This window comes from Vibrio sp., from assembly GCF_038138445.1.
Classification (GTDB): domain Bacteria; phylum Pseudomonadota; class Gammaproteobacteria; order Enterobacterales; family Vibrionaceae; genus Vibrio.
In genome coordinates this window covers 1-26,381 of sequence record NZ_JAYQDQ010000059.1, presented here as the reverse complement: position 1 = coordinate 26,381, position 26,381 = coordinate 1, and the positions used below count along the sequence as shown (strand labels likewise).

At 42.1% G+C, this 26,381-nt stretch carries 21 protein-coding genes and 1 pseudogene; 7 read left to right on the top strand and 15 right to left on the bottom strand.

Translation table 11 applies throughout. The features are described from left to right. Positions 1-1,346: L-serine ammonia-lyase (locus AAFM34_RS14630; protein ID WP_341664076.1), on the bottom strand; the 1,346-nt coding region annotated here is incomplete at its 3' end. A gap of 172 nt (positions 1,347-1,518) precedes the next feature. After that, a pseudogene (locus AAFM34_RS14625) lies at positions 1,519-2,190 on the bottom strand (hypothetical protein). Positions 2,191-2,482: 292 nt separating this feature from the next. Between AAFM34_RS14625 and AAFM34_RS14620 the strand changes: the two are divergent. Next, positions 2,483-3,415, top strand: a complete 933-nt coding sequence (locus AAFM34_RS14620) for an exopolyphosphatase (protein ID WP_341664074.1) — start codon at positions 2,483-2,485, stop codon at positions 3,413-3,415. An 11-nt stretch (positions 3,416-3,426) separates the two neighbouring features. Here the strand turns inward: AAFM34_RS14620 and AAFM34_RS14615 are convergent, their stop codons facing one another. The 3 genes from AAFM34_RS14615 to AAFM34_RS14605 all read right to left on the bottom strand — a co-directional run bounded on the left by AAFM34_RS14615 (position 3,427) and on the right by AAFM34_RS14605 (position 6,908). Beyond that, positions 3,427-4,575, bottom strand: a complete 1,149-nt coding sequence (locus AAFM34_RS14615) for a hypothetical protein (protein ID WP_341664072.1) — start codon at positions 4,573-4,575, stop codon at positions 3,427-3,429. A 244-nt stretch (positions 4,576-4,819) separates the two neighbouring features. Beyond that, positions 4,820-5,836, bottom strand: coding sequence for a GGDEF domain-containing protein (locus tag AAFM34_RS14610; protein ID WP_341664070.1), 1,017 nt, complete (start codon positions 5,834-5,836; stop codon positions 4,820-4,822). Between the two features lie 136 nt (positions 5,837-5,972). After that, positions 5,973-6,908 (bottom strand): chemotaxis protein, encoded by a 936-nt coding sequence (locus AAFM34_RS14605; RefSeq protein ID WP_341664068.1) that lies wholly within the window; start codon positions 6,906-6,908, stop codon positions 5,973-5,975. A gap of 193 nt (positions 6,909-7,101) precedes the next feature. Between AAFM34_RS14605 and AAFM34_RS14600 the strand changes: the two genes are divergently transcribed. After that, a complete protein-coding gene (locus AAFM34_RS14600) occupies positions 7,102-7,380 on the top strand; it encodes a peptidylprolyl isomerase (protein WP_341664066.1) in 279 nt (92 codons plus the stop codon). A gap of 72 nt (positions 7,381-7,452) precedes the next feature. Here the strand turns inward: AAFM34_RS14600 and AAFM34_RS14595 are convergent, their stop codons facing one another. Beyond that, entirely contained in the window at positions 7,453-10,005 is a 2,553-nt protein-coding gene (locus tag AAFM34_RS14595; RefSeq protein WP_341664064.1) for a glycosyl hydrolase family 18 protein, read from the bottom strand. A gap of 562 nt (positions 10,006-10,567) precedes the next feature. Here AAFM34_RS14595 and AAFM34_RS14590 point away from each other — a divergent pair. Then, positions 10,568-11,242 (top strand): transporter substrate-binding domain-containing protein, encoded by a 675-nt coding sequence (locus AAFM34_RS14590; RefSeq protein ID WP_341664062.1) that lies wholly within the window; start codon positions 10,568-10,570, stop codon positions 11,240-11,242. 84 nt (positions 11,243-11,326) lie between these two features. Here the strand turns inward: AAFM34_RS14590 and ltaE are convergent, their stop codons facing one another. Together ltaE and AAFM34_RS14580 are read right to left on the bottom strand one after the other, a co-directional pair. Continuing rightward, complete coding sequence (ltaE, locus tag AAFM34_RS14585) at positions 11,327-12,334, bottom strand: low-specificity L-threonine aldolase (protein ID WP_341664060.1); 1,008 nt, start codon at positions 12,332-12,334, stop codon at positions 11,327-11,329. A gap of 10 nt (positions 12,335-12,344) precedes the next feature. Beyond that, on the bottom strand, positions 12,345-12,869 hold the full coding sequence (locus tag AAFM34_RS14580; protein ID WP_341664058.1) for an NUDIX hydrolase: 525 nt from the start codon (positions 12,867-12,869) through the stop codon (positions 12,345-12,347). A gap of 271 nt (positions 12,870-13,140) precedes the next feature. Between AAFM34_RS14580 and AAFM34_RS14575 the strand changes: the two genes are divergently transcribed. Together AAFM34_RS14575 and viaA are read left to right on the top strand one after the other, a co-directional pair. Beyond that, the gene (locus AAFM34_RS14575; RefSeq protein WP_341664056.1) at positions 13,141-14,799 is read left to right on the top strand and encodes an ATPase RavA domain-containing protein; all 1,659 of its coding nucleotides are present in this window, start codon (positions 13,141-13,143) and stop codon (positions 14,797-14,799) included. 12 nt (positions 14,800-14,811) lie between these two features. Then, positions 14,812-16,257: an ATPase RavA stimulator ViaA gene (gene viaA, locus AAFM34_RS14570; protein ID WP_341664054.1), complete on the top strand. Its 1,446-nt coding sequence runs from the start codon at positions 14,812-14,814 to the stop codon at positions 16,255-16,257. A gap of 2 nt (positions 16,258-16,259) precedes the next feature. Here the strand turns inward: viaA and emrD are convergent, their stop codons facing one another. The 4 genes from emrD to AAFM34_RS14550 all read right to left on the bottom strand — a co-directional run bounded on the left by emrD (position 16,260) and on the right by AAFM34_RS14550 (position 19,690). After that, positions 16,260-17,465, bottom strand: coding sequence for a multidrug efflux MFS transporter EmrD (gene emrD / locus AAFM34_RS14565; RefSeq protein ID WP_341664052.1), 1,206 nt, complete (start codon positions 17,463-17,465; stop codon positions 16,260-16,262). 187 nt (positions 17,466-17,652) lie between these two features. Beyond that, positions 17,653-17,961 (bottom strand): cysteine-rich CWC family protein, encoded by a 309-nt coding sequence (locus AAFM34_RS14560; RefSeq protein WP_341664050.1) that lies wholly within the window; start codon positions 17,959-17,961, stop codon positions 17,653-17,655. A 149-nt stretch (positions 17,962-18,110) separates the two neighbouring features. Further along, positions 18,111-19,136, bottom strand: a complete 1,026-nt coding sequence (locus tag AAFM34_RS14555; protein WP_341664048.1) for a GGDEF domain-containing protein — start codon at positions 19,134-19,136, stop codon at positions 18,111-18,113. Between the two features lie 77 nt (positions 19,137-19,213). Then, complete coding sequence (locus AAFM34_RS14550) at positions 19,214-19,690, bottom strand: MarR family transcriptional regulator (RefSeq protein ID WP_341664046.1); 477 nt, start codon at positions 19,688-19,690, stop codon at positions 19,214-19,216. A 412-nt stretch (positions 19,691-20,102) separates the two neighbouring features. Here AAFM34_RS14550 and AAFM34_RS14545 point away from each other — a divergent pair, with 412 nt between their 5' ends. Continuing rightward, complete coding sequence (locus AAFM34_RS14545; protein ID WP_341664044.1) at positions 20,103-21,680, top strand: BCCT family transporter; 1,578 nt, start codon at positions 20,103-20,105, stop codon at positions 21,678-21,680. Between the two features lie 45 nt (positions 21,681-21,725). Here the strand turns inward: AAFM34_RS14545 and AAFM34_RS14540 are convergent, their stop codons facing one another. The 3 genes from AAFM34_RS14540 to cueR all read right to left on the bottom strand — a co-directional run bounded on the left by AAFM34_RS14540 (position 21,726) and on the right by cueR (position 24,832). Further along, on the bottom strand, positions 21,726-22,445 hold the full coding sequence (locus tag AAFM34_RS14540; protein WP_341664042.1) for a 3'-5' exonuclease: 720 nt from the start codon (positions 22,443-22,445) through the stop codon (positions 21,726-21,728). Positions 22,446-22,451: 6 nt separating this feature from the next. Beyond that, positions 22,452-24,341: a DUF294 nucleotidyltransferase-like domain-containing protein gene (locus tag AAFM34_RS14535; RefSeq protein ID WP_341664040.1), complete on the bottom strand. Its 1,890-nt coding sequence runs from the start codon at positions 24,339-24,341 to the stop codon at positions 22,452-22,454. A gap of 104 nt (positions 24,342-24,445) precedes the next feature. Then, positions 24,446-24,832: a Cu(I)-responsive transcriptional regulator gene (gene cueR / locus AAFM34_RS14530; protein WP_341664038.1), complete on the bottom strand. Its 387-nt coding sequence runs from the start codon at positions 24,830-24,832 to the stop codon at positions 24,446-24,448. Positions 24,833-25,095: 263 nt separating this feature from the next. Here cueR and AAFM34_RS14525 point away from each other — a divergent pair, with 263 nt between their 5' ends. After that, positions 25,096-26,289: an acetate/propionate family kinase gene (locus AAFM34_RS14525; RefSeq protein WP_341664036.1), complete on the top strand. Its 1,194-nt coding sequence runs from the start codon at positions 25,096-25,098 to the stop codon at positions 26,287-26,289. Positions 26,290-26,381 lie beyond the last annotated feature (92 nt).

Sequence of the window (26,381 nt, the reverse complement as noted above, 5' to 3'; positions counted from 1 at the left end):
ATTACAGCCAATCCACCCAGTGACGTTTCACGGTACTTTTTATTCATATCTTTGCCTGTTTGGTACATGGTGGCGATAACCTTATCTAAAGATATTAGACACTTACTGGTCCTTTTTAGCGCCATTCTTGATGCATTGATGGCCTTCATTGCGCCCATTGCATTACGCTCGATACAAGGCACTTGCACCAAGCCACCAATTGGGTCGCAGGTCATTCCTAATGAATGCTCCATTGCTATTTCTGCTGCAATACAGATTTGCTCGTTGCTTCCACCGCGTAGTGCGGTAAGACCAGCCGCAGCCATTGAAGAAGAAACACCAATTTCCCCTTGGCAACCGACTTCAGCACCTGAGATTGATGCATTAGTTTTGTATAAAATACCAATGGCACCAGCAACGGCTAAAAAGTCTTTGATTTGTTTGGTATCTAGGGCTTTAACAAAACGATGGTAATACATTAGTACTGCGGGGATCACACCAGCAGCTCCATTGGTAGGGGAGGTTACGACTTGCCCTCCAGCAGCATTTTCTTCACTGACCGCGAAAGCGAAAAGGTTTATCCAGTCCATTACTTCCATAGGATCATTTTCAACGGCTTGATTGGCCTCAAGTTTCTTGAGTAAGTTAGGCGCTCTTCGGGTAACCTCTAGGCCGCCCTCAAGTATCCCCTCGGTTTCGAACCCCCTTTCCATACACAAAGACATCACTTTCCAGATTTGCTCTGCCTTCTGATCAATCTCTTTTTTGTCGAAAAAGCAAACTTCATTTTTCAGTATCATGCCACCTAGACTAAGGCCCTTTTTCTCTGCCATTTCAAGCATTTGCTCAGCGGAAGTGAATGGGAAAGGCACGTCTACTGGTTTGTCTGAGCTGCCATTTTCCAGTTCATCTGCAGTTAGGATAAACCCACCACCTATGGAGTAGTAGGTCTCCACTTTTAGTTGGGTGCCAGAGGAATCATAGGCCGTCACAGTCATACCGTTCTCGTGCAGAGGGAGGTTTGTGGTATGAAAAATAATATCCCTTTTATACTCAAAGTTGAGGTTATGCTTATTTGCTAACAACAAAGAACCGTTTTCAAAGGTATCTTGTAGTGCTTGCTTCGCACTGGTCATTTTTATTGTGTCAGGTTTGTTACCCATCAAACCAAGTATGATTGCACGATCCGTATGGTGGCCTTTACCTGTTAGGGATAAAGAACCATACAAATCAACCTGAATTCTATTCACTTTGGACACAGATTCGCCAAGTAGATGAGCGAAATGGTAGCCTGCTACCATAGGCCCATTGGTATGAGAACTTGATGGTCCAACTCCGATTTTAAAAATATCAAAAATCGACAGCATATATGTACTTCCTGTTTAAATGGTCTGCTATCCAGACTCTCGTTAAATATAGTTAACAATTTGGTAACTTTGGTGACACTATAGATAAACAGGGACTTTGTACAGGAATTATGAAAAGGGCAGGCAATAATTGAGAAGCGAAAAAGATAAGGGCACAACAAGTGCCCTCGTTTTAAACTGGTTTATGTTTCAGAGTTAGACGTGTTTTTACCGCGCCTAGAGCAATCAGGCAGTAACATAAAAGTTCCATTGCTTCTTCAGATACGTTTTTGACTTCACGTATGTAGTACTCATGCATAACGCTATGTCAGAAACTTCCCATACCATACAAACGCGAAAACACTACTAAGAGGACGACCCCACCAATTAAGGTATTCATGTGACGAACGTCCAAAATTGTTGCCATTTGATTAATAGTGCCCTTGTGTCCCCGAAACGCATACGCACAGGTTGCTATTGTGACCAATAGAGCGGGGAAAACCCATGCTCCGTGGAAGAGCATATCAAACCACGCATCCATTTCTCTGATTGTCAGCACTGATAAAAAGCCAAAAATCAACGCTGCTGCATGACTAAGATCTTTGCGCTCTCGGATAACAAGGAAAAAGGAGCTGGTGGAGAGTAGCAGCATAAGTAGTTGAAGTGCTTCAGTGATAGAGGTCTCTCCAAGGCCATGCTTTAATATGGAAAAGTCTATACGAATAGCCAGGTTTACCAAAAGCCCGATCGCGAGTATCACTAGAGCATTAAGAGATGCTCTGTATAGGGTCTTTTTTGAACTCTCTAAAATGCCACCTTGTGCATCTATATGTTGTTCGTGAAAAGTGGATTGCTTATTTTTCATAGTAACAACTAGTTTACCAGTAATAAATTGCGATTCAAGTCACATTTTATAGTCATTTTACTGTAATTTGTCATGATAATGTCAAGAATGAAACGGTGTTCAATTGCGAGGTTTTTTATGACTAGATGATTTTCGTGTTGGATCAAAGGAGAGGAAAAGTGAAGTGTAAGTTTGTTAAACGATCGAAGGTGTCTAAACTAAAGGTAGGATTAAATAATCGTTCTATCAGTAGTATTCTAAAGCTGGTGATACCGAATAGTTAGGTTAAACAGTGGAAGATAAGGATTTACAGATGTCGGAAAAGAAACATCGTTTAGTAACGCGTAGTGACTTTGATGGCTTAGTATGCGCGGTTTTGCTTAAGCAACTTGGTCTCATTGACGATATAAAGTTTGTCCATCCTAAAGACATGCAAGACGGATTGGTTAAGATCACTTCGCTTGATATTGTTACTAACCTACCATACGTTAAGCAGGCTCATCTTGTTTTTGATCACCACCTTTCAGAAACTATTCGAAACCCAGGTGAAAGACCAAACCATATTATTGATCCTAATGCACCTTCAGCTGCGAGAGTAGTGTGGGAGCATTATGGTGGTGAGAAAGTATTCCCTCAAGCATGGTTGAGTATGATGGAAGCGGTTGATAAAGGTGATTCAGCGCAGTTTACACGGGATGAAGTATTGGATTCGACTGGATGGAATCTGCTTAACTTCCTGATGGACGCAAGAACAGGACTCGGACGCTTTAGAGATTTTAGAATCTCTAACTACAACTTGATGATGGATTTGATTGATTACTGTACAACGCACACTATTGAGGAAATACTTGAGCACCCTGATGTTGCAGAACGTATCGAGCTTTACAAAGAACACGAGAACTTATTCAAGCAGCAGATACAAAGGTGTGCCACTGTCCACAGCAATTTAGTTGTATTGGATCTTACGGGGGAAGATACGATTTATGCAGGGAACCGTTTCATGATTTATGCACTATATCCGCAGTGCAATATATCTATCCATAAGTTGTGGGGGTTTCAGAAGCAAAATACAGTATTTGCAACTGGAAAATCTATATTTGATAGAAGCTCCAAAACAAATGTCGGCGAGTTAATGCTTAAGTATGGAGGAGGTGGCCACAAAGCTGCGGGCACATGCCAAATTGAGAATGATAAGGCTGAGCAGGTGCTACAAGATCTTATCAATGCTATTACCTCAGACGGATAAGCTTTAAACGGTCATTCGGTTTCACTCATCTGTTGACTTTTCTGGTTGCCAAACCAGTAATTTTTAAAAGCGATCAATAGTTTATTAAGGGATACATCATTTGATGCGTGTCTGATAGCTTTTTTGGTATCGTTCACATTTTTGGTTATGCCATTTACCTTTTTACCAAAGTAAGTAGTAAATACGTCATTGAATTTAGAAGTCGTAACCATGTTTTTTGTGTTAATCATGGCATCACGGGTATCGAATAAAAAATTGATTAGATTGATACGCTGAACCGTGCCTGGAGCTCGTTCTCGTACGACCGAAATAAACCCAGAAGTGATAGCGTAACCGAGCTTTTGCCTTCTTGAATTCGCATAGCTTTTGTCTATGTGCGCACTAGAATCAGCAACGTAAGTATCTGCCTGTTTGTTTATGATAGAACTCAACTGGTCTCTAAAGTGACCATTTTGTAATTCGGGCTGATCCAACATCGAGTGTTTTATTCCGGCAGTTAACTTGTGTAGACGTTTTGACATCCAGCCTTTTACGGGTTCATTAGGATTAGCTGACTGGCTGATGCTTATTTTCACGATTTGATATGCTTTTCGATAAACAAAACGCTTTTCTTTGCTTAAAGAACGATAAAATTGGTCTTTGCCTTTGTGCGTCAGACTTATATTTCCCCATACTAAGTACTCAACGAGTGGTTTTAGCTGCTGATTGTCGATGCCTGTGATATTTAATTTGCCCTCACAGATACTATCTAATGCGGCATGAGCAAGTATACGACCAATAACCGTACCCAAGCTATGTATCTTGGATCGCTGTGCACGTTGGTCTAGTCTTGCAGAAGCAAACGAAATATTGGTATCTGATGGGTAACATTGAATATTAGCCTGGTTATTTATATTGCTTTGTTGTGGTTGGCTTTGAACATTTTGAAGCCTGTTAGCCGGGGGGGCCAATGCTATTTGGGGTGATGTTTTCATTCCTAAACAGGAAAAAAGATCTCGCTTGGTGTTAAGTGTGCTCAGTCGCTTATCATCTACATCTTGTTCGATACGGCTAATGCTATCGGCTAGTTTAACTTCGCTTGATTTTTCATCAGTAAACGAACAGTGGCTAATCGGAGCACTTGTATTTGCATTATTCGGATATATATTCAATAAATTCATAACTACGCACATATAACGTTAACTACTGAATACTAATACATTGTTTTTTTGTTAATGCAATGTGTTAGATTTGTTTTCCTAATTTGTGACGCATAGTTTTTTCAAATGCTAAAGATAGACCAGTCGGCCTTGGGAATGGCAGGGTTTGGTATGATTGGGGAGAATTTCTCGAAGCACGAATAGGCAAATAACCCCATTGAAGAAAACTCGTAGGGGTATTGCTATCGATATCTGTGGTTCTTTCCTAAATAGGCATTACGCGGTTGCGTCCGAGCTGTTTGGCTTCATAAAGAAGTTTATCAACTCTTTCTATCAGAGACTCAGGAGTTTCACCAGGTTGTAGTTCGGCTACACCAAATGAAGCTGTTATGCTGCTGATTGATTCACCCGAGCGTCTATCTTTAACGGATAGCTTTTCTATGGAGCGCCTTAAACTATCTGCAAATTGCCTGGCAACCCGCAACTGTTTATTCGGTACAATTAACGCAAACTCTTCTCCACCGTACCGGTAAGCGTGAATACCGTCTCTACTACTAAGTTGAAATCGCTTTGCAATCCCTTTGAGTACCGCATCTCCAAACAAGTGTCCATAATTGTCATTTAAGCTTTTAAAGTGGTCTACGTCAGCGAGAACTAGGCACATAGTCTGTTCAGCCTCACACAGGGCACTGATGTCATTATCGAACGAACGTCTGTTGTATAAGCTTGTCAGTCCATCAAATAAGGCATCCTGTTGGACTTCAGCGAGTTGGGCTTTAAGCCGTTGGATTTCACTTGCTGCTGTTTCGAGTTGAGTATTTAAAAAGCTAGTTGAATTTCTGATCTCTTTAGACTCAGAGATCAATTGACGAACAACCTTAGTGACATCTTCGATAGACATGGCTTGGTCTTCAAAACGTTCAAGGTTTTCAAAACCTTTATCTATTACCTGAGAAAAGTGAGAGGTATCTGAAAGAGTATCCGTCATAGACGAGGCCACTTGATTGACCAATACTTCGACATTGGCTTTTAACTCCTTCATATCAGTTTCTGAACGGCTTGCCACAAAACTATCGTAGAGTTGTTTGCCGGCGGCTGGTGGGCATAGACCATAATTCTCTATAATGGTGTCCAGCTCTTGATTCATTTCTGGAATAGCGTTATCGACATAGGTGTACCATAATGCGTAGTTAGCCGGTGTGGCAGCAACATGGTTTTGCATCATTAGCGGGACAGCTTTTTTTAAGTTAGCGGTCGATTTTTTGAAATCGTAGTCTAGCATATTCTAATTAAAATTCTTCGTTAACTACCCAATAGCTTAAGATTAGCGGATCTCGGCCAGAGCTGCTTGGGTTAATATGTATAAAAAATTGATGTTGCTTTGATATTAACGAGTTAGTAGTTCGCTTTTATCTACACTAAATCAGTAATTCAGTTGTTAGACCCTTATCTTTACTTTCTAAAAGCTCTGCCCCACGGAGCATTGCGTTGATTAAGTCTCCAGCGTTAAACTTTTCGAGCGCTTCGTGCGCACCAACTTGCTGGGCTCTATCCACACAAATTTCGCTAGATAGCGAAGTATGCAAGATAATATAGGCTTTGTTTAGCCTGTGATCATTTTGGACTTCAAAGGCGAGTTCATAACCATCTAAGCCAGGCATCTCAATATCACTTACTAACAGTTGAATAGGTTGTTCTCTTTCCGCTTGGTCACGCATTAGACTAAGGGCTTCAATACCATTGTTACAAATTTGGTAACCTATATTAATGTTGTCTAGGGCGTCAGCTAATTGCTTGCGCGCAATTGAAGAATCGTCTACCAAAAGAATCTTCAATGCTTTTAATTTTTCTCTTTCTATGTCAGTGAGCATAGGGATGGCGTTAGATTCGTATTGAGGGTAAATCTTCGACAATAGAAGTTCGACATCCAACATCTGTACAATTTGTTCTTCAAATCGTGTAATACCAGTAACGAATACGTTCTTACCAGTCGCTTGGGGTGAAGACTCAATAGATTTCCAATCGCATTCGATAATCTTTTCAATAGAACGAACCATAAAAGCGACAACGGTTCTCAGACAATCAGTGACAATCAGATAGCATGAAGAATACTCTTCCGGTTGAATAGGTCTGAGTCCAATCGCAGCCGGCATATTAATGACTGGAATAGTATTATTACGAATGGTAACTGTACCTATAACATGGTGGTGCGAATAAGGAATTTGGGTTGTTGGCTGATAAGGTACAATTTCACGGACTTTTAACGTTCCTATAGCAAAAAGTTGTTGGTTATGGGTGAGCGTAAACATCAACATACCTTGTGATTGATTTGCTTTACTGATTGTCTTTGCCATATTCAGAAGTACTCGTATTCTCTATTTGCCCATAGCGATGTTATATCATTTATAAATCTTATCAATCGACAATGTGGCGTTTAGCTGACAAATTGATTTTTTTGGTTGTTTTTTGAGCTATCTCGGTGGCGTTTTTACTCTATTTCATTACAATATCAGCGTATTCACATTGAAGATTTAGCGAGAGCAGTATATGGCTAATTCCGCCGCAGCTTTACATATCTTGGTAAAGCATAAAGAACAGGCTGAAGATATAATTAAACAGCTTAAGAAGGGAGCAAAGTTTCAGACTTTAGCAAGAAAGTATTCCAGTTGCCCTTCAGGAAAAAAGGGGGGAGACCTAGGTGAATTTCGTCGCGGCCAGATGGTACCACAGTTCGATAAAGTTTGCTTTCAGGGAGAAACACTGGTTCCCCATTTAGTTAAGACCAAGTTTGGGTGGCATGTGGTTAAAGTATTGTACAGAACATAATTACTTTGTCTCACAAGAGAAATGCTGACATAAAAAACCCCGCCTAGCGGGGTTTTTCCTTTACGAGAAAAGTTAGATTTTCGTCCAAGCTTGGTCCCAGTACGTTCCTGTGCCAGGTGCATAAGCCCATGCAGCTCCTGAGCACCAGCCAGTATACGGGTGTGGTTTACACTCATAAACACCACCAGCATTTTTGACTTTATCTCCGGCTTGATATGGTGTCCCTTCAACGTATTGAGGGTAATCACCTGGGTTGCCACCGTCTTCTTTTGCTTTGACTAAAATAGTAAAGCTTTCTGTATCGGATGCTGAACCATCTGAAACTGTCACAGATACAGATATATGGGTATCTTGAGAAAACTCAGGCGCAATGAAGTTTGCTGAACTTTCGTTAGCGTTTACCGCGACATCGTCAGATGACCAAGCGTACTCTAAACTATCACCGTCAGGGTCTGAACTACCAGAGGCATCTAGTGTGATTTGCTCTCCAGCCTCAGCCTCTGAAGGACCAGAAATGACAGCATGCGGTGGTCTATTTTCCGGTAGGGGGCCAAACTGAGTAGTAACCTTTACAGTATCGTAGGCCTTTGCACCATCCTCATCAGTTACAGTGAGTTTGAAACTGTATACATTATTTGAACCATCATCTTCAATTGTGATCGTTGCTAGTGCACTGTTGGCATTACTAATCGCTATTGTAGGCTCTCCTATTTGTTCCCAGAGATAAGATACTTCACCTTCAGCGTCATGAGACTGTGAACCATCCAAGGTCACTGCACCTGCGGTCGAGACAAGTATGTCGTCACCAGCATTAGCGACTGGTGGACGATTTACCCCTTCTCCGCCATTTAGAAGTCCATTTTGCATGGCGTTTAGAATATCACCATTATCTCCATCAATTTCCCATGAAAATAATCCGGCAAATCCATTTGAGCGGGCATAAGCTGCTTTGGCTTCGACAGATTCTGCGTTGTCGTAGCTAATTACCTCTCCAGTTGATTCTTTGTACAAATATGGAGCTTGCGCTTGAACGTCATAGAAAGTTTCTACTCCGGGCTGTCCTATATAATCAGAAACGATGTCTTTATAATCAATGACGCCTGCTTCCCAGCTACCATTAATAGCGCCGTTACCAGTCCCTGTCATTGGATTATTGGAGTCGGTCATGCTCTCACGTGTGACACCCTTCCAGCCACGTCCGTACATAGCTGCACCTAAAACAAGTTTGTTTGATGAAACACCTTGTTCAAGCAGTTGAGTTGCAGCATTGTGCGTAGTGTACTCAGGGCCTTCTACTGCAGCATCTGTTCCATCACATTGCCCTTGTGAAATATGAGAGCCACAGTCAAGAGCAGCTTGATGGCCCAAGTTATTATCCCATGCGCCATAGAAGTCGTACGACATAACAAATATGTAGTCCATGTACTGCTGAGCATTTGAATAATCGACATCCTGAATTTTGTCCCAGCCAGCACCAATAGCTGAAGTTAGCTCATAAGTTTTCCCTGTTTGAGCTGATAACTGATCCAGCATATCACGCAATTCTTTCATCAGATCTATATAGGCCTGACCATCCAACTCTGGGTTACCTAAGTGAGGGTTTGCACCATCGCCTCCAGGGAACTCCCAATCTATATCGACACCATCATAGAACTTCCATGTGAGAAGAAATTCTTTAACTGAAGCAACAAAGGTGTCTCGGTTTGCTTTTTCAGTGAATCCATAGAATGGGTCGGATAGTGTCCATCCACCGATAGAAGGTAAAATTTTAAGATCAGGATAACGCTGTTTGAGTGCCATCATCTGACCGTAGGTGCCTTTAATAGAGGAATTGTTGGTCCCAGGTAGGCTTGATCCGAGCGCCCCCCATTGATCATGAACCACAACCTCATAATCTTTTGAATCACCACAGGCTAGTTTCAGTGCTGCTTGCGAGTTTTGATCAGTAAGTGATGCGTTCGGACCACACATTGGAATAAATCCATAGATAATGTGAGTGAGATTGTCCGCTGGAATATTGTCTACGGTAAAGTTTCGCTCGTACTGACTCCACTCGACAAAGTAGCTACCTACCACTGTACCTTCGGGTTGAGGTGGAAAAGAGTGATTGTTACTGTCAACGTTCATGGCTAGTGGGGCCATACCACTGCCATCTGTGTCAGTCACTGTAATTTGATGTACTGCTGATGAAGAGCAATCGTTATTAGCATCACAGACATTAACCGTCATATCGTATTGGCCAGCTTTATCAATTTGAACGGTCGCGGTACCTGAGAAAGCAGAACCCTGAGGTCCGTTAATGGCTTCAGTGTAAACGACTTTATCGTCTAACCTAACTTGCCACTTTGTCGCTGGAGTACCGCTGTTGTACCAAACATCCCAATCAACAGGAAAGGAAACACTATCGTGTCTGACAACCGTTTTTTTATAAGATTGCCTTCCAGGCTCACCATTTATTTCTACGAAAGACTGGTTTTTAACACTCGTCATATTCCAGTCAAGCTGTGGCTGGGAAGGTGCTGCTTGCACACTTAGGCAGGCTGTCCCAAGGCTTAGGGCGATAAGACTCGATAGACGAGTTCTTCGATTGTTCAACTGACGCTGACATTTAAATCTAATATCCATTGCTTCTTCCTTTTTTAAAACCTATAAAGCGGCCTACAAATAAATACATATGAATACTTCCGATTGGCAGGCGATTAAAATTTAGCTTTTATTTTAATTAATGAGAAAAGGTAAGATTTGTTTGTGCGATTGATATATATATTAGAGTAATTTTCATTATTTTTTTGAGGGCTTATAATGATTTTTATGATTTGTATTATTAGAGTATAAACGTAAAATCACGTTAACATCGCCAAAATTTCACCATCTAGATAATAACAATAATGACAATGTTAAATATTATTATAATTCTGGTCTTAAATATATTGTATGTTAATGATTTATTCGTAATTCATTATCTATTTTTAGTGAAAATAAAAATATAATCCTTACTCCTATTTTCTTTTTATTTATAATATATCTATTTTGCATTCGAAAACATAACCTAAGGAAATGATAGTCTATAATTAAGCTATGATTAATCCTGATTGATGCTAACCATGATTCTTAACCGAAAATGTTACGCTTATTTGTTCTAAATATACTGCTTTTTTCACATTTATCTTGGTCAGCGGTACCAAGTGTGATCAAGCTTACCAATGGAGAGTGGCCTCCTTATCTGTCGAAATCCCTATCTGGTGGGGGACCTTCGTCTAGAGTTATTGTTGAATCATTTCGGCTTCAAGGTATAGAGGTGGTTTGGGGCTGGTACCCTTGGGCGCGTTCATACATACTGGCACAAGAGGGAAAGTATGATGGTACTGTGATTTGGTCTGTCAATGAGGAACGAAAGCAATCATTTTTATATACAGTGCCAGTACTAGAAGAAAAGCGTGTACTCTTTCATCTTACTAGCAGAAGCATCGAATGGGAAACGATGCAAGATTTGAGTCAGTATGAAATAGGCGCAACGGTGGGGTACCATTATTCCAAAGAATTTCAGGAAGCTGAAGCACAAGGTATTATAAAAGTACGTCGAATAGCAGAGGAAAGTAATAACTTCAAAAAGCTAATTGCGAAACGTATCGACTTGGTCATTGCCACTTATAAAGTAGGGTATGCGCTTATTAATTCAGAGTTACCAGAGAACGAAGTGAGTATGATAACTCACAATGATAAGTTCATAGATGTTCAACATTGGAGTGTGTTAATTTCTAAAAATAGTATGCATAGTAAATATTTTGTTGAACAGTTTAATATAGGATTTTCTAAATTAGTAGAATCAGGGCGATATGATGAAATTATGAATGAAAAATGATTGAATGATAATAATTTAGCATGTCGATAATCGTAGTTATTGAAAATTTGGCCTATCAATAGTTGAAGGCCAAAATATTATTTTTTAGGATAGGTGGGTTTTTAATTTTTCTACTAGATGGTTTATGTCATTCTCAGATACGTCTTTGTGAGTAACGAATCTGACCGGGTTACCAGGGCTAATAAGAATGCCATCACGACTTAACTTTTCTGCTATATTATGTATGTCAATGTTGGAATCCAGTTTAGCAAAAACGAGATTCGTTTGAACAAAGTCTGGGTTGACATGAAAGCCTGGCAACTGACTCAGTTTGATTGCAAGTGTTTTCGCATTTACATGGTCAGTTTCAATCTGACTGACTTGTTCGGTGAGTGCGAGCTTACCAGCGGCTGCTAGAATCCCTGCTTGTCTCATTCCACCACCAACCATTTTACGTAAGCGGCGCGCTTTTGCGATGAAACTCTTGCTTCCCATAAGTAGTGAGCCTATTGGTGCGGCAAGCCCTTTAGACAGACACACCGTCATAGAGTCAAAATACTGAGCAATTTCCTTAATATCAACATTAAGAGCAACCGCAGCATTGTAAGCTCTTGCACCATCTAAGTGGAGCCCAAGCTTATGCTGGTCACAAAATTCACGAGCTTCAGCCATATAGGAAAGTGGTAACACTTTTCCATTTATAGTGTTTTCAAGGCTTAGTAATTTTGTACGAGCGAAGTGACTGTCATCAGGCTTAATAGCCGCTCTAAGTTTACCAAAATCAAGCGTGCCATCTGGGTTATTTTCTATTGGTTGTGGCTGAATTGAGCCTAATACCGCAGCACCACCAGCTTCGTACTTGTAGTTGTGTGCTTGCTGGCCACATAAATATTCATCCCCTCGCTCACAATGAGCCATTAAGCCGAGTAAATTAGCCTGTGTTCCTGAAGTTGTAAAAAGAGCAGCTTCAAAACCATGCCTTTCTGCTGCCCATGCTTCCAGTTCATTTACGGTCGGGTCGTCACCATAGACGTCATCCCCTACAGGGGCTTCTGCCATAGCTTGTCGCATTGCTTGGGTGGGTTGAGTGACTGTATCCGAGCGGAAGTCCATGTTTTATCTCCTATAAGTATCCACATAATTTTGCTTTGCTGATACATGCGATGGTTTTAGCATCCGTGATTTCACCCTCGATGATTTTTTGTTCTATTTCAGAGAAAGGTAAAGAAATCACTTCTATGACCTCATCATCATCGCATATAAGTTTGTGAGCTTTTGATAAACCTTTAGCGACGTATAGATACTGAATCTCGTCACAAAAGCCAGGCAAAGGCGTCACTTTCCCAAGAGATATCATAGCTTCAGCGTGGTAGCCAGTTTCTTCTGATAATTCTCTTACAGCACATAGTTCGGAAGGTTCATTATTTTCGATCGTACCAGCGGGCAATTCGAGCAGCCATTTCTTTAATGATGGCCGATATTGATTGACTAGTAGTATGTCGCCGTTAGGAAGTATTGGAAGTACCACCGCAGCACCAGGGTGAGAGATCGTAGTATGGGTTATTACTCTACCGTTAGGTAGCGTGGTTTTTAGCTCTTGGAGGGAAATTCCTTTCCAAGTGTGGAGAATTTTCAAAGGTGAGTCCATATTATCTATAATTTAGTTATTATTTGATGATGAGATAATGCAAGTCATCATCGATTTAAAAAAGGTTATTAGACATTATGTCTCAAACCTTAGACACTGTTACAGTGATTTAGATCACAATTTTGAAATCATAGTTTTCAATATGTTACGTAAAAAGCGCTTCTGATATAAAGGCTGATCAAAACGAAAAAATCCACTTGTAACAGGGTTATAACAAATGTATAAAGCTATGCAGATTACACATGCTAGTTAATATTCAGAGGAACACACTATGATTAGCCCTACTAGAGTGTCCCATGCGCAAAAGGCGTTGCTCTCTGAACGAATCAATAAACTCGCTCAAGCCTTATCTGACGGTGTTTATGAACGAGAAGATACGATAAAAATGTGTTTGCTTGCTGCCTTAGCTGGTGAAAGTGTATTTTTACTTGGCCCTCCCGGAATCGCTAAAAGTCTGATTGCCAAGAGGCTTATTCAAGCATTCGACAACTCTTCATATTTTGAATACTTAATGACACGATTTTCAACCCCTGAAGAAGTGTTCGGACCACTCAGTATTCAAGAACTTAAGGATAACGGCCGCTATGTGCGTTTGACCGAAGGCTACTTGCCAACCGCAGAGGTTGTGTTTCTTGATGAAATTTGGAAAGCGGGTCCCGCTATTTTGAATACCTTGCTGACCGTGGTGAATGAGAAAACTTTTAAAAATGGTAGCGATATAGCTAAAGTTCCCATGCGCTTGCTGGTTTCAGCATCCAATGAATTACCCGATGAAGACAGTGGTTTAGAAGCCTTATACGATAGGATGCTTGTTCGAATTTTTGTTAACCGAATTCAGAACAAACAAAACTTCAAATCGATGTTGATGGTGGGGACAAAACAGGAAGCAGTGATACCTCAAGGGTTAGCGATCACAGAGCAAGAGTATCATCAATGGCAATCTGAGCTTGAGCAATTGGAATTGAGCGACGCTACTTTTGAAAAGTTGTATGTGCTCAAGCAGATGTTAGAGGATGCAGCAGTTCAAGGTAGTGAAATCGATGAGTCAGAGATGTACATTTCTGACCGACGTTGGAAAAAATCGGTTAAATTGCTTAAAGCCAGTGCTTACTTTAATGGTCGCGACGAGGTTAATCCACTCGATTTGTTATTGCTCCAAGATTGTCTGTGGAATAGCCCAGAATCTCGTGAAATGGTTCAGAGTGTCATCAAGCAGTTTGCCCTAACCTGTGCTTTTGATCAGCAAGATGTCGAGCAGCAAATTGTTTTATGCCGAGATGAGTTGGCTGAGGTGCAGACGGAACTTGAATCTGAGTTTGGGATGCTGTTGTCAACGGAGTCAACAACAGGTCTTAGGAAAAAGCAGATCCACAGTTACAACATATCAGATGCAAATCTCTATGAGGTGGGTAGTGCGAAAGACTTGGTTAAGTTGGTTCTACTGCAAAGTAACTTGTCGGTTTCAGAATCTGAAAAAGGTGACAGCCGTTGGGTATATGTACCCAAGGTTGACCTAGAAAAGGTTATTAAAGAAGGCCATGGTGATGTTTACGGCTATGTAAATAAAAATACCAACTTGTGCCGTATACGATTTGATATTGATGCAGAGAGTAATTTGGTGATTAAAGATATTGCAAATCGTTCCGTGCTGGTATCTGTAGTGACAAAAGCGGGTTTGGATAAGAGCTTATACCAAGCTTGGCTAAGTAAGTCTGAGCAAGCATTTGAGCAACTTAATCAAGCAGAGCATCACCTACTTAAAGTTCGTTCCGATTTTCATGGCGCTTTACCACACATCTTTGTTGACCAAGATCTTCCCAGAATCATGGAATCGAGTTTGCAAACACTTCAGCAAACGCTGGAGTCAACAAAGACCGAATGTGAGCGCACGGTATTGCGTTTTCGGCAGTTAAATCAGTTCTTTGCATGAGAGGTGATGTAGATGTTGGGCGCTGATGGTTTAAACTTGGCTTTAATGATCGCTGATTCAGGGATCATAGATTCGGCGGTAAACGACTTGATGGCCCGCTCTCAAGTGATGTCTTTGACTGAAAATAGGGGGGTGAGAGCAAAAGTAAAAAATCACCTTCTTAAATGGCGAGGGACGGTTAAAAAGCGCATCACCAATGTTTGTGAAACTGAGCGATTCCAGCAAGAACTTGCCTTGTATCAGGATGTTATCCATTGGGATGAACAAACTTTTTTCGACAATATTCCTGAGGTCGTTAAAAAGCTTGAATGGCACTCCGCTTTTTACCTAAAAGCTCGTAGGCTGATTGAAAAGAATAAAGGGCTTTATAACCCTATGTTTCCGCATTACTTTTGCGACCAGTGGTATCAAAGCTTGTCTGATGCAATTCGTCAGGCTCAAGTTTCGGAACTCGAAGCGAGCAAAGAGAAACTCCTCCAAGATTTATATCAACGTATGGAAACGATGAAAAATATGGAAGGGGTGACTCAAGAAGGAGATGAAAGTAGCCTCGGTCGGCTATGGGATATGGCAGCGGCCAAATTAAGTAAAACAGACCTTTCAGCGATGAAGCGCCATGCAGAGTTCTTGAAAAAGAATCAAGGATTGCAAGACATCGCTCAACAACTAGGCCGTATGGCAAATGACGTGGACGATCCTGAACTGAACCGAGCACCGACAGAAGATATTCAGATGGTGGAGGAAAAGTCAGATGAAGCGACAGATGATATTGTCGGTATTCATGAAAGTGATGATTTAAATAAGCTCCTGCCAAATGAAACCATGTTTTTGGCTTACCCTGAGTTAGAGGTTGTCTTCTACAAGCACTTGGTCGACAAGCGATTAATGAATTATAGAATGCAGGGGAAATCGCGAACCTTACGCAAGGTCAAAACTCATAGGCCTGAAAACATGCAAGCAGATGTGGAAAAAGGGCCATTCATCGTATGTGTTGACTCCTCTGGTTCTATGAGCGGCTTTCCTGAACAATGTGCTAAAGCGATCGCTTATGCCCTGATGCAGATTGCGCTCGCTGAGGATAGAGACTGTTTTGTGATTTTATTTTCGACTGAACAAATCACCTATCAGTTGACTCGGCAAGATGGTTTAAGAGATGCGAGTGACTTTTTAACCTATAGCTTTCACGGCGGTACTGACTTGGAGCCTGTTCTTGTCAAGTCAATTGACTTAATGAAAGGGGAAAGATATAAAAATGCTGATTTGGTTGTCATTTCAGATTTTATTGCGCCCAAGCAGTCGCAAGAGCTACAGCAGCAAGTTACGAATTTAAAAAAACAACACAATCGCTTCCATGCTATTAGTTTATCCAAGTATGGCAACCCCGAACTTATGTCTCTGTTTGATCATTGTTGGGCATATCACCCCAATTGGATGGGACGGGTGATGAAAAAGTGGTAAACCTAGACTGTCGCTGAGTTCTCTTTGAGAGGATCTTGGTTACGATACCCTCTTGTTAACCCAACGACGGCAAGGATTGACATCAAAAGCATCAGGCACCCAAGTGGCATCTGGTTGGGCGACGGTATCATAGAGGCAAGCAGAGTTGCCATTCCAGCCCCTAAATTTTGGATGCCTCCTAAAAGCGCACCGCCTGTTCCTGCATGATAAGGGAAAGGGGAGAGTGCACCTGTTGTTGCTGCTGGGAACAAAATACCGGCTCCAAGAAAATAGATAGTCGCGCCACCTACCAGTGTGAGAGTATCAGTTAGTCCCATTAGACCCGGAATAAAGACCACCAATGAACCCACAGTAATAGCGACTAATCCAACTTGCAGTGCAGACTTCTCGTCCTTCCTTGTTGCGATCATGCTAGATAAAGCAGCCCCTATCAGGTAACCAGGAATGGGTATAACAAATAGTATGCTTACTATGGTTGCAGGGAGTTCTAATACACCTCCGAGAAGCACGCCCGCTGCAGCTTCAAAAACAGCGACTCCGGAAAAAGTGGCGACTAAGCAGAGTAAATAACCTTGAAACTTTCTATTAGACAGAACATAACGATAGCTATGGATCACTGCTTCGCTGCGACGTCTAGATGGTGGTAGTGTTTCATCGAACCGAGTCATTATAGCGATAACGACCACAAGACTAAACAGAGATAAAAATAGATAGCTTGCTCGCCAGCCAAAGGTTTCGGTTAAGTAACCTCCTAGTACAGGGGCTAGAAGAGGGCAAAAGATAATACACATGCTGATTAAGCTATTTACCTTATGAAGGTCGTTTCCAGAGAATACATCTCGTGAGAGTGTACGACACATTGCGCCGCCACTCCCTATACCTAGCCCTTGAATAAAGCCACCAGCTAAAAATGCTTCGAAACTTTCAGCGTACAATGCCACTACACTGCCGATAATATATATGCCAAGGCCAAAAATGATAATTGGTTTGCGCCCAAAGCGATCAGAGAGGGGACCGTAAGCAAACTGTGATAAGCCATATGGAATGAGATAGCAGGCCATCACTGCTTGTAACTTAGTTGGTGAGACAAGAAACTCACTAGCCATGTAGCCAATTGAAGGCACATACATTGTTTGCGTCATTTGGCCAACTGCGGCTAAAAGCGCAATAAACAATGTGAGTTTAATAACTTTATATGATGCATTCATTTCAATTAACAAAAGGTTTATAAGTAAATGATATAATTAGTCTATTTAAGCTAAAGTCATATAAAATAGGGACTTTGAGCTTTTAATGTGAAAGATGTTAGAGTTAGAGTGATGGTTTTGCAACCAAAAATGTGATTTTAAGCAAGATAAAATTCTATAGGTTGGATTAGAAAATCTAATCAACTATCTAGGCGATTTCAAGTTTGCTCAGACATTTTCTACATAAGCATAAGTTGGAAGAAAACTCGGTAGGAAGAATGCGTTTCTCAAGTGAGAAGCACCAACATGTCTTCTTTCCTTGAGCCAAATCACAACTAGCTGACCCGTTGCAAGAAGGGCAAATATGGTCAGAAGTGTCACCTGATAATTCGTCGATGATTTCATCTCTGTTTGAATCTGATAATGCTTTCCATCCTATGACCTCATCCATTGTTCTGTGGCATCCGCTGCAGATACCACCATTATTTTTGCATGCTGCTATGCAGGGCGTTTTCAAATTGTGCTCCCTATGCCTGTGTACAGTCTTTTAAGTGTGGGTCAATGCTATATATTACAGATAAAACTGCAATCATTATTGGAAATTTATGTTTTTGAGAGCTTTAGTGTGAGCCTTGGCTGAGATGAGTATTTCCCATAACCTGTTGATTATATAGTAATGTTTGAAGTTTCTTTTTCTTTGTTTGATGGGAGAGGGCCACTGTAGAGTGATACTTTATTTCTGCCATTATGCTTTGATTGATAAAGGGCTATGTCGGCACGTTTTACCCAGTCTTCTATGCTCTCGTTGTCAACAAACTGTGCGACACCAGAGCTAATCGTAACTTTCGTTTCCTCTACGTGCTGGCCTATGTATGTCATGGTATTTTTTGCTGCAAACTGATCTCTCTCAGGCAGTAGCAGTAGAAATTCATCACCGCCTAATCGAAAAAGTAGATCGGACTCTTCCATATGACGGTATAGGACCCCAACGACTTGTTTAATGATTTTATCACCCACATCATGGCCGTATTGATCATTGATTTTTTTGAAGTTATCAATATCAATTAATGCTACGGATGATATTGGATAAGTGGCACAGACGTTTTCCAAATGTGCTTGAAGCTCGTGTCGATTGAGCGCTCCGGTTAAACTATCACGCTCTGAAAGATAACGAAGTTCTTTTTGTAGTCTCTGAATTGCTTGAACAATCACATGAGCAATGACCGCTGTTGCAAGCAAGGAAAAAGCATATCTGGAAGTGGTAGCTAGATGTTGATGAGGAAACGCTGCTAATGTACATCCTACCAAAAGCACAACATTAGCGCTTAAGGCAAGTTTTGTCGGCAACAGAAAAACCACGCTGATGATAATAGGAAATACCCAATAAGTGGCTAAGGTACCGAAAATGTGAATAGCCATAATAATGGACGTAACCAGCAAGACAAGGGGGAGGGTATGACCAAAAAAGCCTTTACGCTGGTATACAATGGCGGTTACTTCAAGCAGCAGCGTGATTTCAAAGGTAAGCAGAATAGCGCCCAGCATTAGTTCACCAATCAGGATATTGTTAATCCCAATGGGTACAAAGAATATTAATGTTGTTGCGGCAACAAACTTCAGTACTTGTTTCTGCCGACGTATGTCGAGAATAGCGTCGGTATGATCAGCCTGAAGCTTGTGTTTTTTGCTCATAATACCTTAGGAGTTTACGTTTGGCCCTGTATAAAACGTAACTGCTAAGTAGTGCTAAATCAATTTTGTAGGCAGAGTTATTCAGGAGTCGTGATACTTCCTATCTCTAAAACAGGGGCAACATCGATATCTTCGGCGTTCATCATTGACGAGATTCGTTGAACAGAAGATAAGAGCAATGACTGTTCCCACTCTTCAAGTCTATGAAATTTATTAATAAAATTCTGCTGAAGCGGTGTAGGAGCTTGTTCTAAGACCAGTCTGCCTTTGTCAGTCAAATGAGCATGAACTTTGCGTTTATCTTGTATACTACGAACACGTTTAACAAGCTCATGACGTTCGAGTCGATCTAATATAGTCGTCGCAGTTGCTTGACTCATGTTGGTATGGTTTGAAAGTTCACGAATAGTGACTTCACCGAGCTCTCTAATTGAGCGCATTAAAATCAATTGTGGCCCAGTAAGACCAGATTCTTTACTTAGTCTTTTCGAGTGCAGATCAATCGCACGGATGATCTGTCGAATTGAGATAAGAACTTCTTCGTGCTTTTCCAATCTTGTTCCTTATATTAGTAAAGCGATGGAGGCGAAAAAATACATTAAATTTTGCAGGAATTGAAGCCTAGCAAATGATAAATATCGAACTTACCTATCATCCGAGTGGATAACAAGGTGTTTATGAAATATCACTTAGGGATTTTAGCTGTAAATGTGATGTAGTCAAATGTTTAGAAGTCAAACTTAATTTTGCCTTCTAGGTTTCTCTTTATTGATTAAACTATCTACTGTTGATGTTATTTTCGTTTAAAAAATCGACAAATAACCCTAAAGTACTGGAATGATCCGTATCTACACGTACAATGATATCGAATTGATTGAGTCTTGATATAGAGATAATTGTTTTTATCACTAACGATTTTTCTATCTGAAGGTTTGGTCAGGGAAGAAAACCAACAAGAGAGGAATAATGACTAAAGGTATAGATAAGTACAGTATCGATAGTACCGACTACACGGTCGGGCAAGATAATGTCCAAAAATGGGGTTTTGATGTTCATAACCCTGTATTTGGAATTAGCGCAGGCCTGATTGGTTTGTTCTTAATCATGACCGCATTAATGGATGCTGAGTCTGCAAAAGCACTACTCGATGGCGTCAAGTGGAAGATTATTGGCAGCTTTGATTGGTTGTTCATCTGGTCAGGCAATATATTTGTCCTGTTTTGTATCGCTCTCATTGTTACGCCGCTAGGCAAAATTCGTTTGGGCGGGCAAGATGCGACGGCGGATTACTCCTATGTCTCTTGGCTCTCTATGTTGTTTGCTGCTGGAATGGGCATCGGCCTAATGTTCTGGAGTGTTGCAGAACCTGTCGCTTACTTTACTGGTTGGTATAAAACGCCATTAGGCGTCGAAGCCAATACAGCAGAGGCAGCAAAACTGGCCATGGGTGCCACTATGTACCATTGGGGTCTTCACCCATGGGCGATTTATGGAGTGGTTGCTTTGTCTCTAGCCTTCTTTGCTTATAACAAAGGCCTTCCACTATCAATCCGTTCTATTTTCTATCCAATACTCGGTGATAGAGCTTGGGGTTGGGCGGGCCATATCGTCGATATTCTTGCAGTATTAGCGACACTATTTGGTTTGGCGACCTCATTAGGGTTAGGAGCGCAGCAAGCTGCCAGTGGTATTCATCATGTATTTGGCTTTGAAGCCAACATGGGGTTACAAGTGGCCGTTATTACGATTGTGACTCTGCTTGCGGTGGTATCTGTCATTCGTGGTATTGATGGTGGTGTTAAGGTCATTAGTAACATCAACATGATCGTCGCTTTCTTGCTGCTTATTATGGTGGCATTGATTGGTTACGCCGTAGCCTTTGGCAATATAGGTACGACCTTAATGGCCTATATTGAAAATATTATCCCGCTAAGTAACCCTCACGGCCGTGAAGATGAAGCATGGTTCCAAGGTTGGACTGTTTTCTATTGGGCGTGGTGGATTTCATGGTCGCCATTTGTTGGTATGTTTATCGCTCGTGTTTCCAAAGGTAGAACCGTGAGAGAATTCATGACAGCAGTGCTGATTGTTCCTTCGATTGTTACGCTACTTTGGATGTCAGTCTTTGGTGGCATGGCTATCGATCAAGTGGTGAATAACGTAGGTGAGTTGGGCGCAAACGGTCTTACAGATGTCTCTTTAGCTATGTTCCAGATGTTTGACGTACTACCATTTGGCACTGTGCTATCAGTGATTGCAGTCGTGTTGGTTCTGGTATTCTTTATTACCTCATCAGACTCTGGTTCTTTGGTTATCGATAGCATTACGGCTGGTGGTAAAGTGGACGCACCCGTTTTACAGCGCGTTTTCTGGGCGTTTATGGAAGGGGCCATCGCTGTTGCTTTACTTTGGATCGGTGGCACTGAAGCCGTTCAAGGCTTACAAGCTGGCGCTATCTCTACCGCGTTACCCTTTACCTTTATCCTGCTACTTATGTGTGTGAGCCTACTTATGGGTATGCGCACTGAAAAATATCAGCGTTAAGTAAAGATCTGCTAACTATGAACAAGGGCGAGTAATCGCCCTTTTTTATATCCAGACTTCCCCAAGTTTTGTGGTGCGCTTATAGTGGTGCGCTATTTGAGCTTGCAGCAGTTCTGCGGTTGCGACGGCATCAGTCAGTGCGTGATGTGGCGTGTAGTTGGGAAGGCCATAGCGGGTTCTACTGGCCCCAAGGCGAACGGATTCAGGCTTTTTGCCTATCAATCGCTTTAAAAAGCTGCCATTGGCTTGCTGCTGATAGAGAGTTTCTAGGTGCATGGTATCAATAACCGGAAACTCAATACCTTCGTTGATGCGATCGGTCAGCGCTCGGTCAAAAAACTCCCTCTCGATTCTCTGATAATGCACGACCATGACTTTGCCTGCCATTTGCTCTAACACTTGTCCATAAATCTCAATTAAATCGGGTGCATCGAGTATGTCACTATGGGTAATGCCATGAATAACCACAGATTCTTCTGCAAGTTGTTGGCGAGGTCTTACCGTCCAATGACGAGCTTGATTAAGAAAAATGCGATTAAGATTAAAAGGGACTGTCCCTATGGTGATGATGTCATCATGGTTAGAATCTAATCCTGTGGTTTCAAAGTCCATCGCCAAAAAAGTCGTCTCCTCAACAGGAGTCATTGAGCTAGGTACACTGGCCGCGTAATACTCTTTTAGCGCTGAATCTTTGCTTTGCTTATGTTTGATATCAAATGTTTTTTGCCAGTTGATATGAGAAGCATTGATGAGATTATTGATCATTTGCACCTACTTAAAGTTGTTACTGGCTTGGTAACGATACTTGAGAAAGTTTTGCGCGTTACTCAAAATTTGGAAGGCATCTTTAAGGTTACGACGCTCAAAGTCAGACAAGTTTTCCGGTTCTATGTTGTTATCTGGCTCTACCTCGTTTTCGACGTCGTAGGCTTGGTGGCGTATCCGTACCATGGAAATAAACTCAAGCGCGTCTTTGAGATCTCGCGCCTTGCCTTTGGGTAAAATGCCGGCTTCATGAATATCATCTAAGCGCTCGAATGAGTTCGTTGATCGCGAACCTACCGCAAGGGCATGGACTCGAATCAGATCGGCAAGGGGAGCTGTACCTCTGCGCTTGAGGTTGATCGAATTCTTATGCTGGCCATCTTGCTCCATCACAAAGGCTTTAAAGAAGCCAAGAGGAGGAGTGCGGTTCATGGCGTTGCGTGCGAGACAGGCAAGAAAGCGGTTATTTTTGCGCGCTCGTCGGATAATAAATCCATTGAGTTGCTCTGCCCATTTTAGCCGGCCATAGACACCCACAAGATCAAAGAAGATAGAAGCATTGAGCAGAGCTTTAGGGTTGGGATCATCGATCCAGTCAGAGAAGCATTCTTCCCATTCGCTGCGCGTCATGCGCCAAACCGGATTGGTTGCCATGATATCACCCGTGCAATAGGTATAGCCGCAGCGATCCAAACCGTCGCAGATTCTCTTGGCCAAGTCGGCAAAATACTGGCCGTGCTGTTCACTGTCGTAGCTATTATCAAGGATGATGGCGTTGTCTTGGTCTGTGACCAGTATTTGTTCATCGCGCCCCATAGAGCCAAGGGCCAGAAAACAATAGGGAATTGGCGGCTCTCCAAGCTCTTCTTCTGCCAGCTCTATGATTCTTTGCTTAAAGCTTTTACCAATCACCGACATGGCGCTGCCAACCATATGTGAGTTAGCATCTTCATTAACCAGTCTTACAAAGCTGTCTTTGACTTGCTCGGCCAGTGAAGCCAGCTCTTCGATGGACTGCTGCTGATAAATACTGCTCACCAAGAGTAAAGAGTTTTGCGACTCATAGCGGACGATATCGGTCGTTTCGACAATGCCTATCGGCTTTTTATCTTTTAGTACTGGCAAATGATGCACATTGTACCTAAGCATAGTAAGCATGGCTTCGTACACATAGGCATTGTGGTCAAGTGAGATGACTTCCGTGGTCATCACGTTAGAAACGGGGTCGTTTGGGTCCAAACCTTCAGCCAACACGCGAGTACATAAGTCTCGGTCGGTGATAATTCCGACCAAAGGAGATTGGTCTTCTTCGTTATCTTCAAGAATATTCGGGTCGATAACCAGTAAGGAGGACACATTCTCATCGGCCATTTTTATCGCCGCATTTTGAATGGTTTCATCTTTTTCAAGAAAAGGTGTTTCGCCTTTTAACAGGGTGCGAACCTTAGAAGTGGTGAGATCGTTTTGCTCATTACTGCTGGAGACGGCTTGGCGCAGACGAGCCGTATCTTCTACCTCTACAAAATCGGCGAAAGTTTCATGGTTATCGTAGAGTTCCTGAAAAGCAGATTCAGGTATGCAGTAGAGCAGGGTATCTTTAATGGCTTTGGCTGGAAAGCGCACTTTATTATTGGTTAACAGCCCCATTTGGCCAAATAGGGCACCTTCATCCAAACGGTTATACAGCTCGCCTTTGCGCCGATAGACTTCGACCACACCGCTGCGCACCATGTAAAGATCATGGATTTCATCACCAAAATGGATAACCGGCGTATCTTCACGAAAATAAGAAATCTCAACATTACTCGCGACGAAGTTAAGCACGTCGTCGTCGAGCTCATCAAACGGTGGGTGTTGAGACAGGAAATTCTTTATATCCAGTAATTCTGCTTCCATGAAGGTGTCCGGTGTAACTGTGTTATTTTACATGTTACATGATCTTATGAGGGACTTCATGGTAGGCGCCTAAAAACTCACAGAAAAATACTGTGGGTAGCAAACTACTTGGTGAGATCCTCAATAATAGGGCACTGGCTTCCTTCATCGCCTGGGCATGCATTGATCCACGAAGCAAGCTGCTGTTGTATCTCTTGCAATTGGCTAATTTTCACTTCCACTTCATTAAGCTTTTGCTGAGCTTTTTGTTTGACTGCGCGGCTGGTGCGTTTCGGGTTTTGGGCCAGTTGGACAAACTCTTTACATTCTTGAAGCGAGAAGCCCGCATTTTTAGCGCGAGAGACCAAATTCAGTTCTTGTATGTGTTGGTCATGATACTCGCGATAGCCCGCATCACTGCGACTGGGCGGGCTGATCACCCCTTTTTCCTCGTAAAGGCGAATCGACTTGCTTGATAAGCCAGTAAGTTTGGATACCGCTCCTATATTCATGCTCACCTCTTTGCGTGTTCACTCACAAGGTGACTATGACGGATCTTTTTTTGTACCTCAAGTCCCTTTGCTTGCTTTGTCTGGCTACTGACAGAATAAATTTCGCTAACAAAATAAAGGCGAGCTTGTGCTTGATCAACGAAAATGGGTTTGCTTACTTCTAAGAGCTTTAAAAAGTTGAAGCATTAAAAAAATATTGAGTAAGATTATGGTAGACGAGGGAGAAGTTGCTCCCATTTATGCTCTGTTACAGGATATCGCTCATGCCCAAATCGTTTGTTTTAGTGATTAATTCAGGGAGTTCTTCCCTTAAGTTTGCCGTTATTGATTCCTCGACAGGCGAAGAAGTTATTTCTGGCTTGGGTGAGTGCTTCGGCCTAGCGGAAGCCGTTATTAGCTGGAAACACCAAGGCACCAAAACGCAACATGAGATCAAGGCGAAAGATAACCATCATGAGTACGCGATTGAGCAAATTGTTACCCTGATAGAATCCTTAGGGCTTTCAAAACAATTGGTTGCAGTAGGGCACCGAATTGTCCACGGCGGTGAAAAGTTTACTTCTACGGTTCGTATCGATGATAAGGTACTGGCTGAAATTGACGCTTTATCTTCCCTTGCTCCGCTGCACAATCCTGCGGGAGTCAAGGGAATTAAGGCAGCGTTAACTGCATTTCCAAGTTTGCCGCAATTTGCCGTTTTTGATACCGCGTTTCACCAGAGTATGCCAGATAAAGCCTTTACTTACGGCATTCCACAGCAGTTATACAAAGAGCATGGCATTCGCCGTTATGGTTTTCACGGTACTAGCCATTATTATGTCAGCCGTGAAGCGGCGAAAATGCTTGGTCAGACGGTTGAAGAGTCAAATATTATATCGGTGCACTTAGGTAATGGCGCCTCGGTGTGCGCCGTGAGGGCAGGCCGCTCTGTTGACACCTCTATGGGCTTTACGCCATTGGCTGGACTTATGATGGGCACGCGCTGCGGGGATTTAGATTCAGGGATCATCGAATTTCTAATCAAAAAAGGTTGGAGCCAAGAAAGCGTGTTTGAAACCCTAAATAAAAAATCGGGTTTTCTCGGGGTTTCTGGGCTAACTTCAGATGCCAGAGGCATACTTGAAGCCATGGAAGAAGGACACAAAGGCGCGAAATTGGCCTTTGATGTCTTTACTTACCGAGTAGCAAAATACATCGCCGCCTACCTTGTGCCGCTCGATAAGCTGGATGCAATAGTCTTTACCGGCGGCATCGGTGAAAATGCACTGCCGATTCGCAGTGAAATCATTAAAAACCTTAAACTGCTTGGTTTTGTGGAAGACGCAGTAGCAAACCAAGCTGCTCGCTTTGGCCAATCTGGTATTATCGCCAAATCCGAGTTACTTGGCGCCGTGGCCATGGTGATCCCAACCAATGAAGAATACGTGATCGCCAAGCAGTCGGTCGAGCTGCTTTAAACGATAAAACAGACAGTCAAAAGCGAGCGTTAGGCTCTAATGCCAAAGGAATAAGCGCCAAGTGCCAAAAAGACAAAGAATCTTTATAGCTT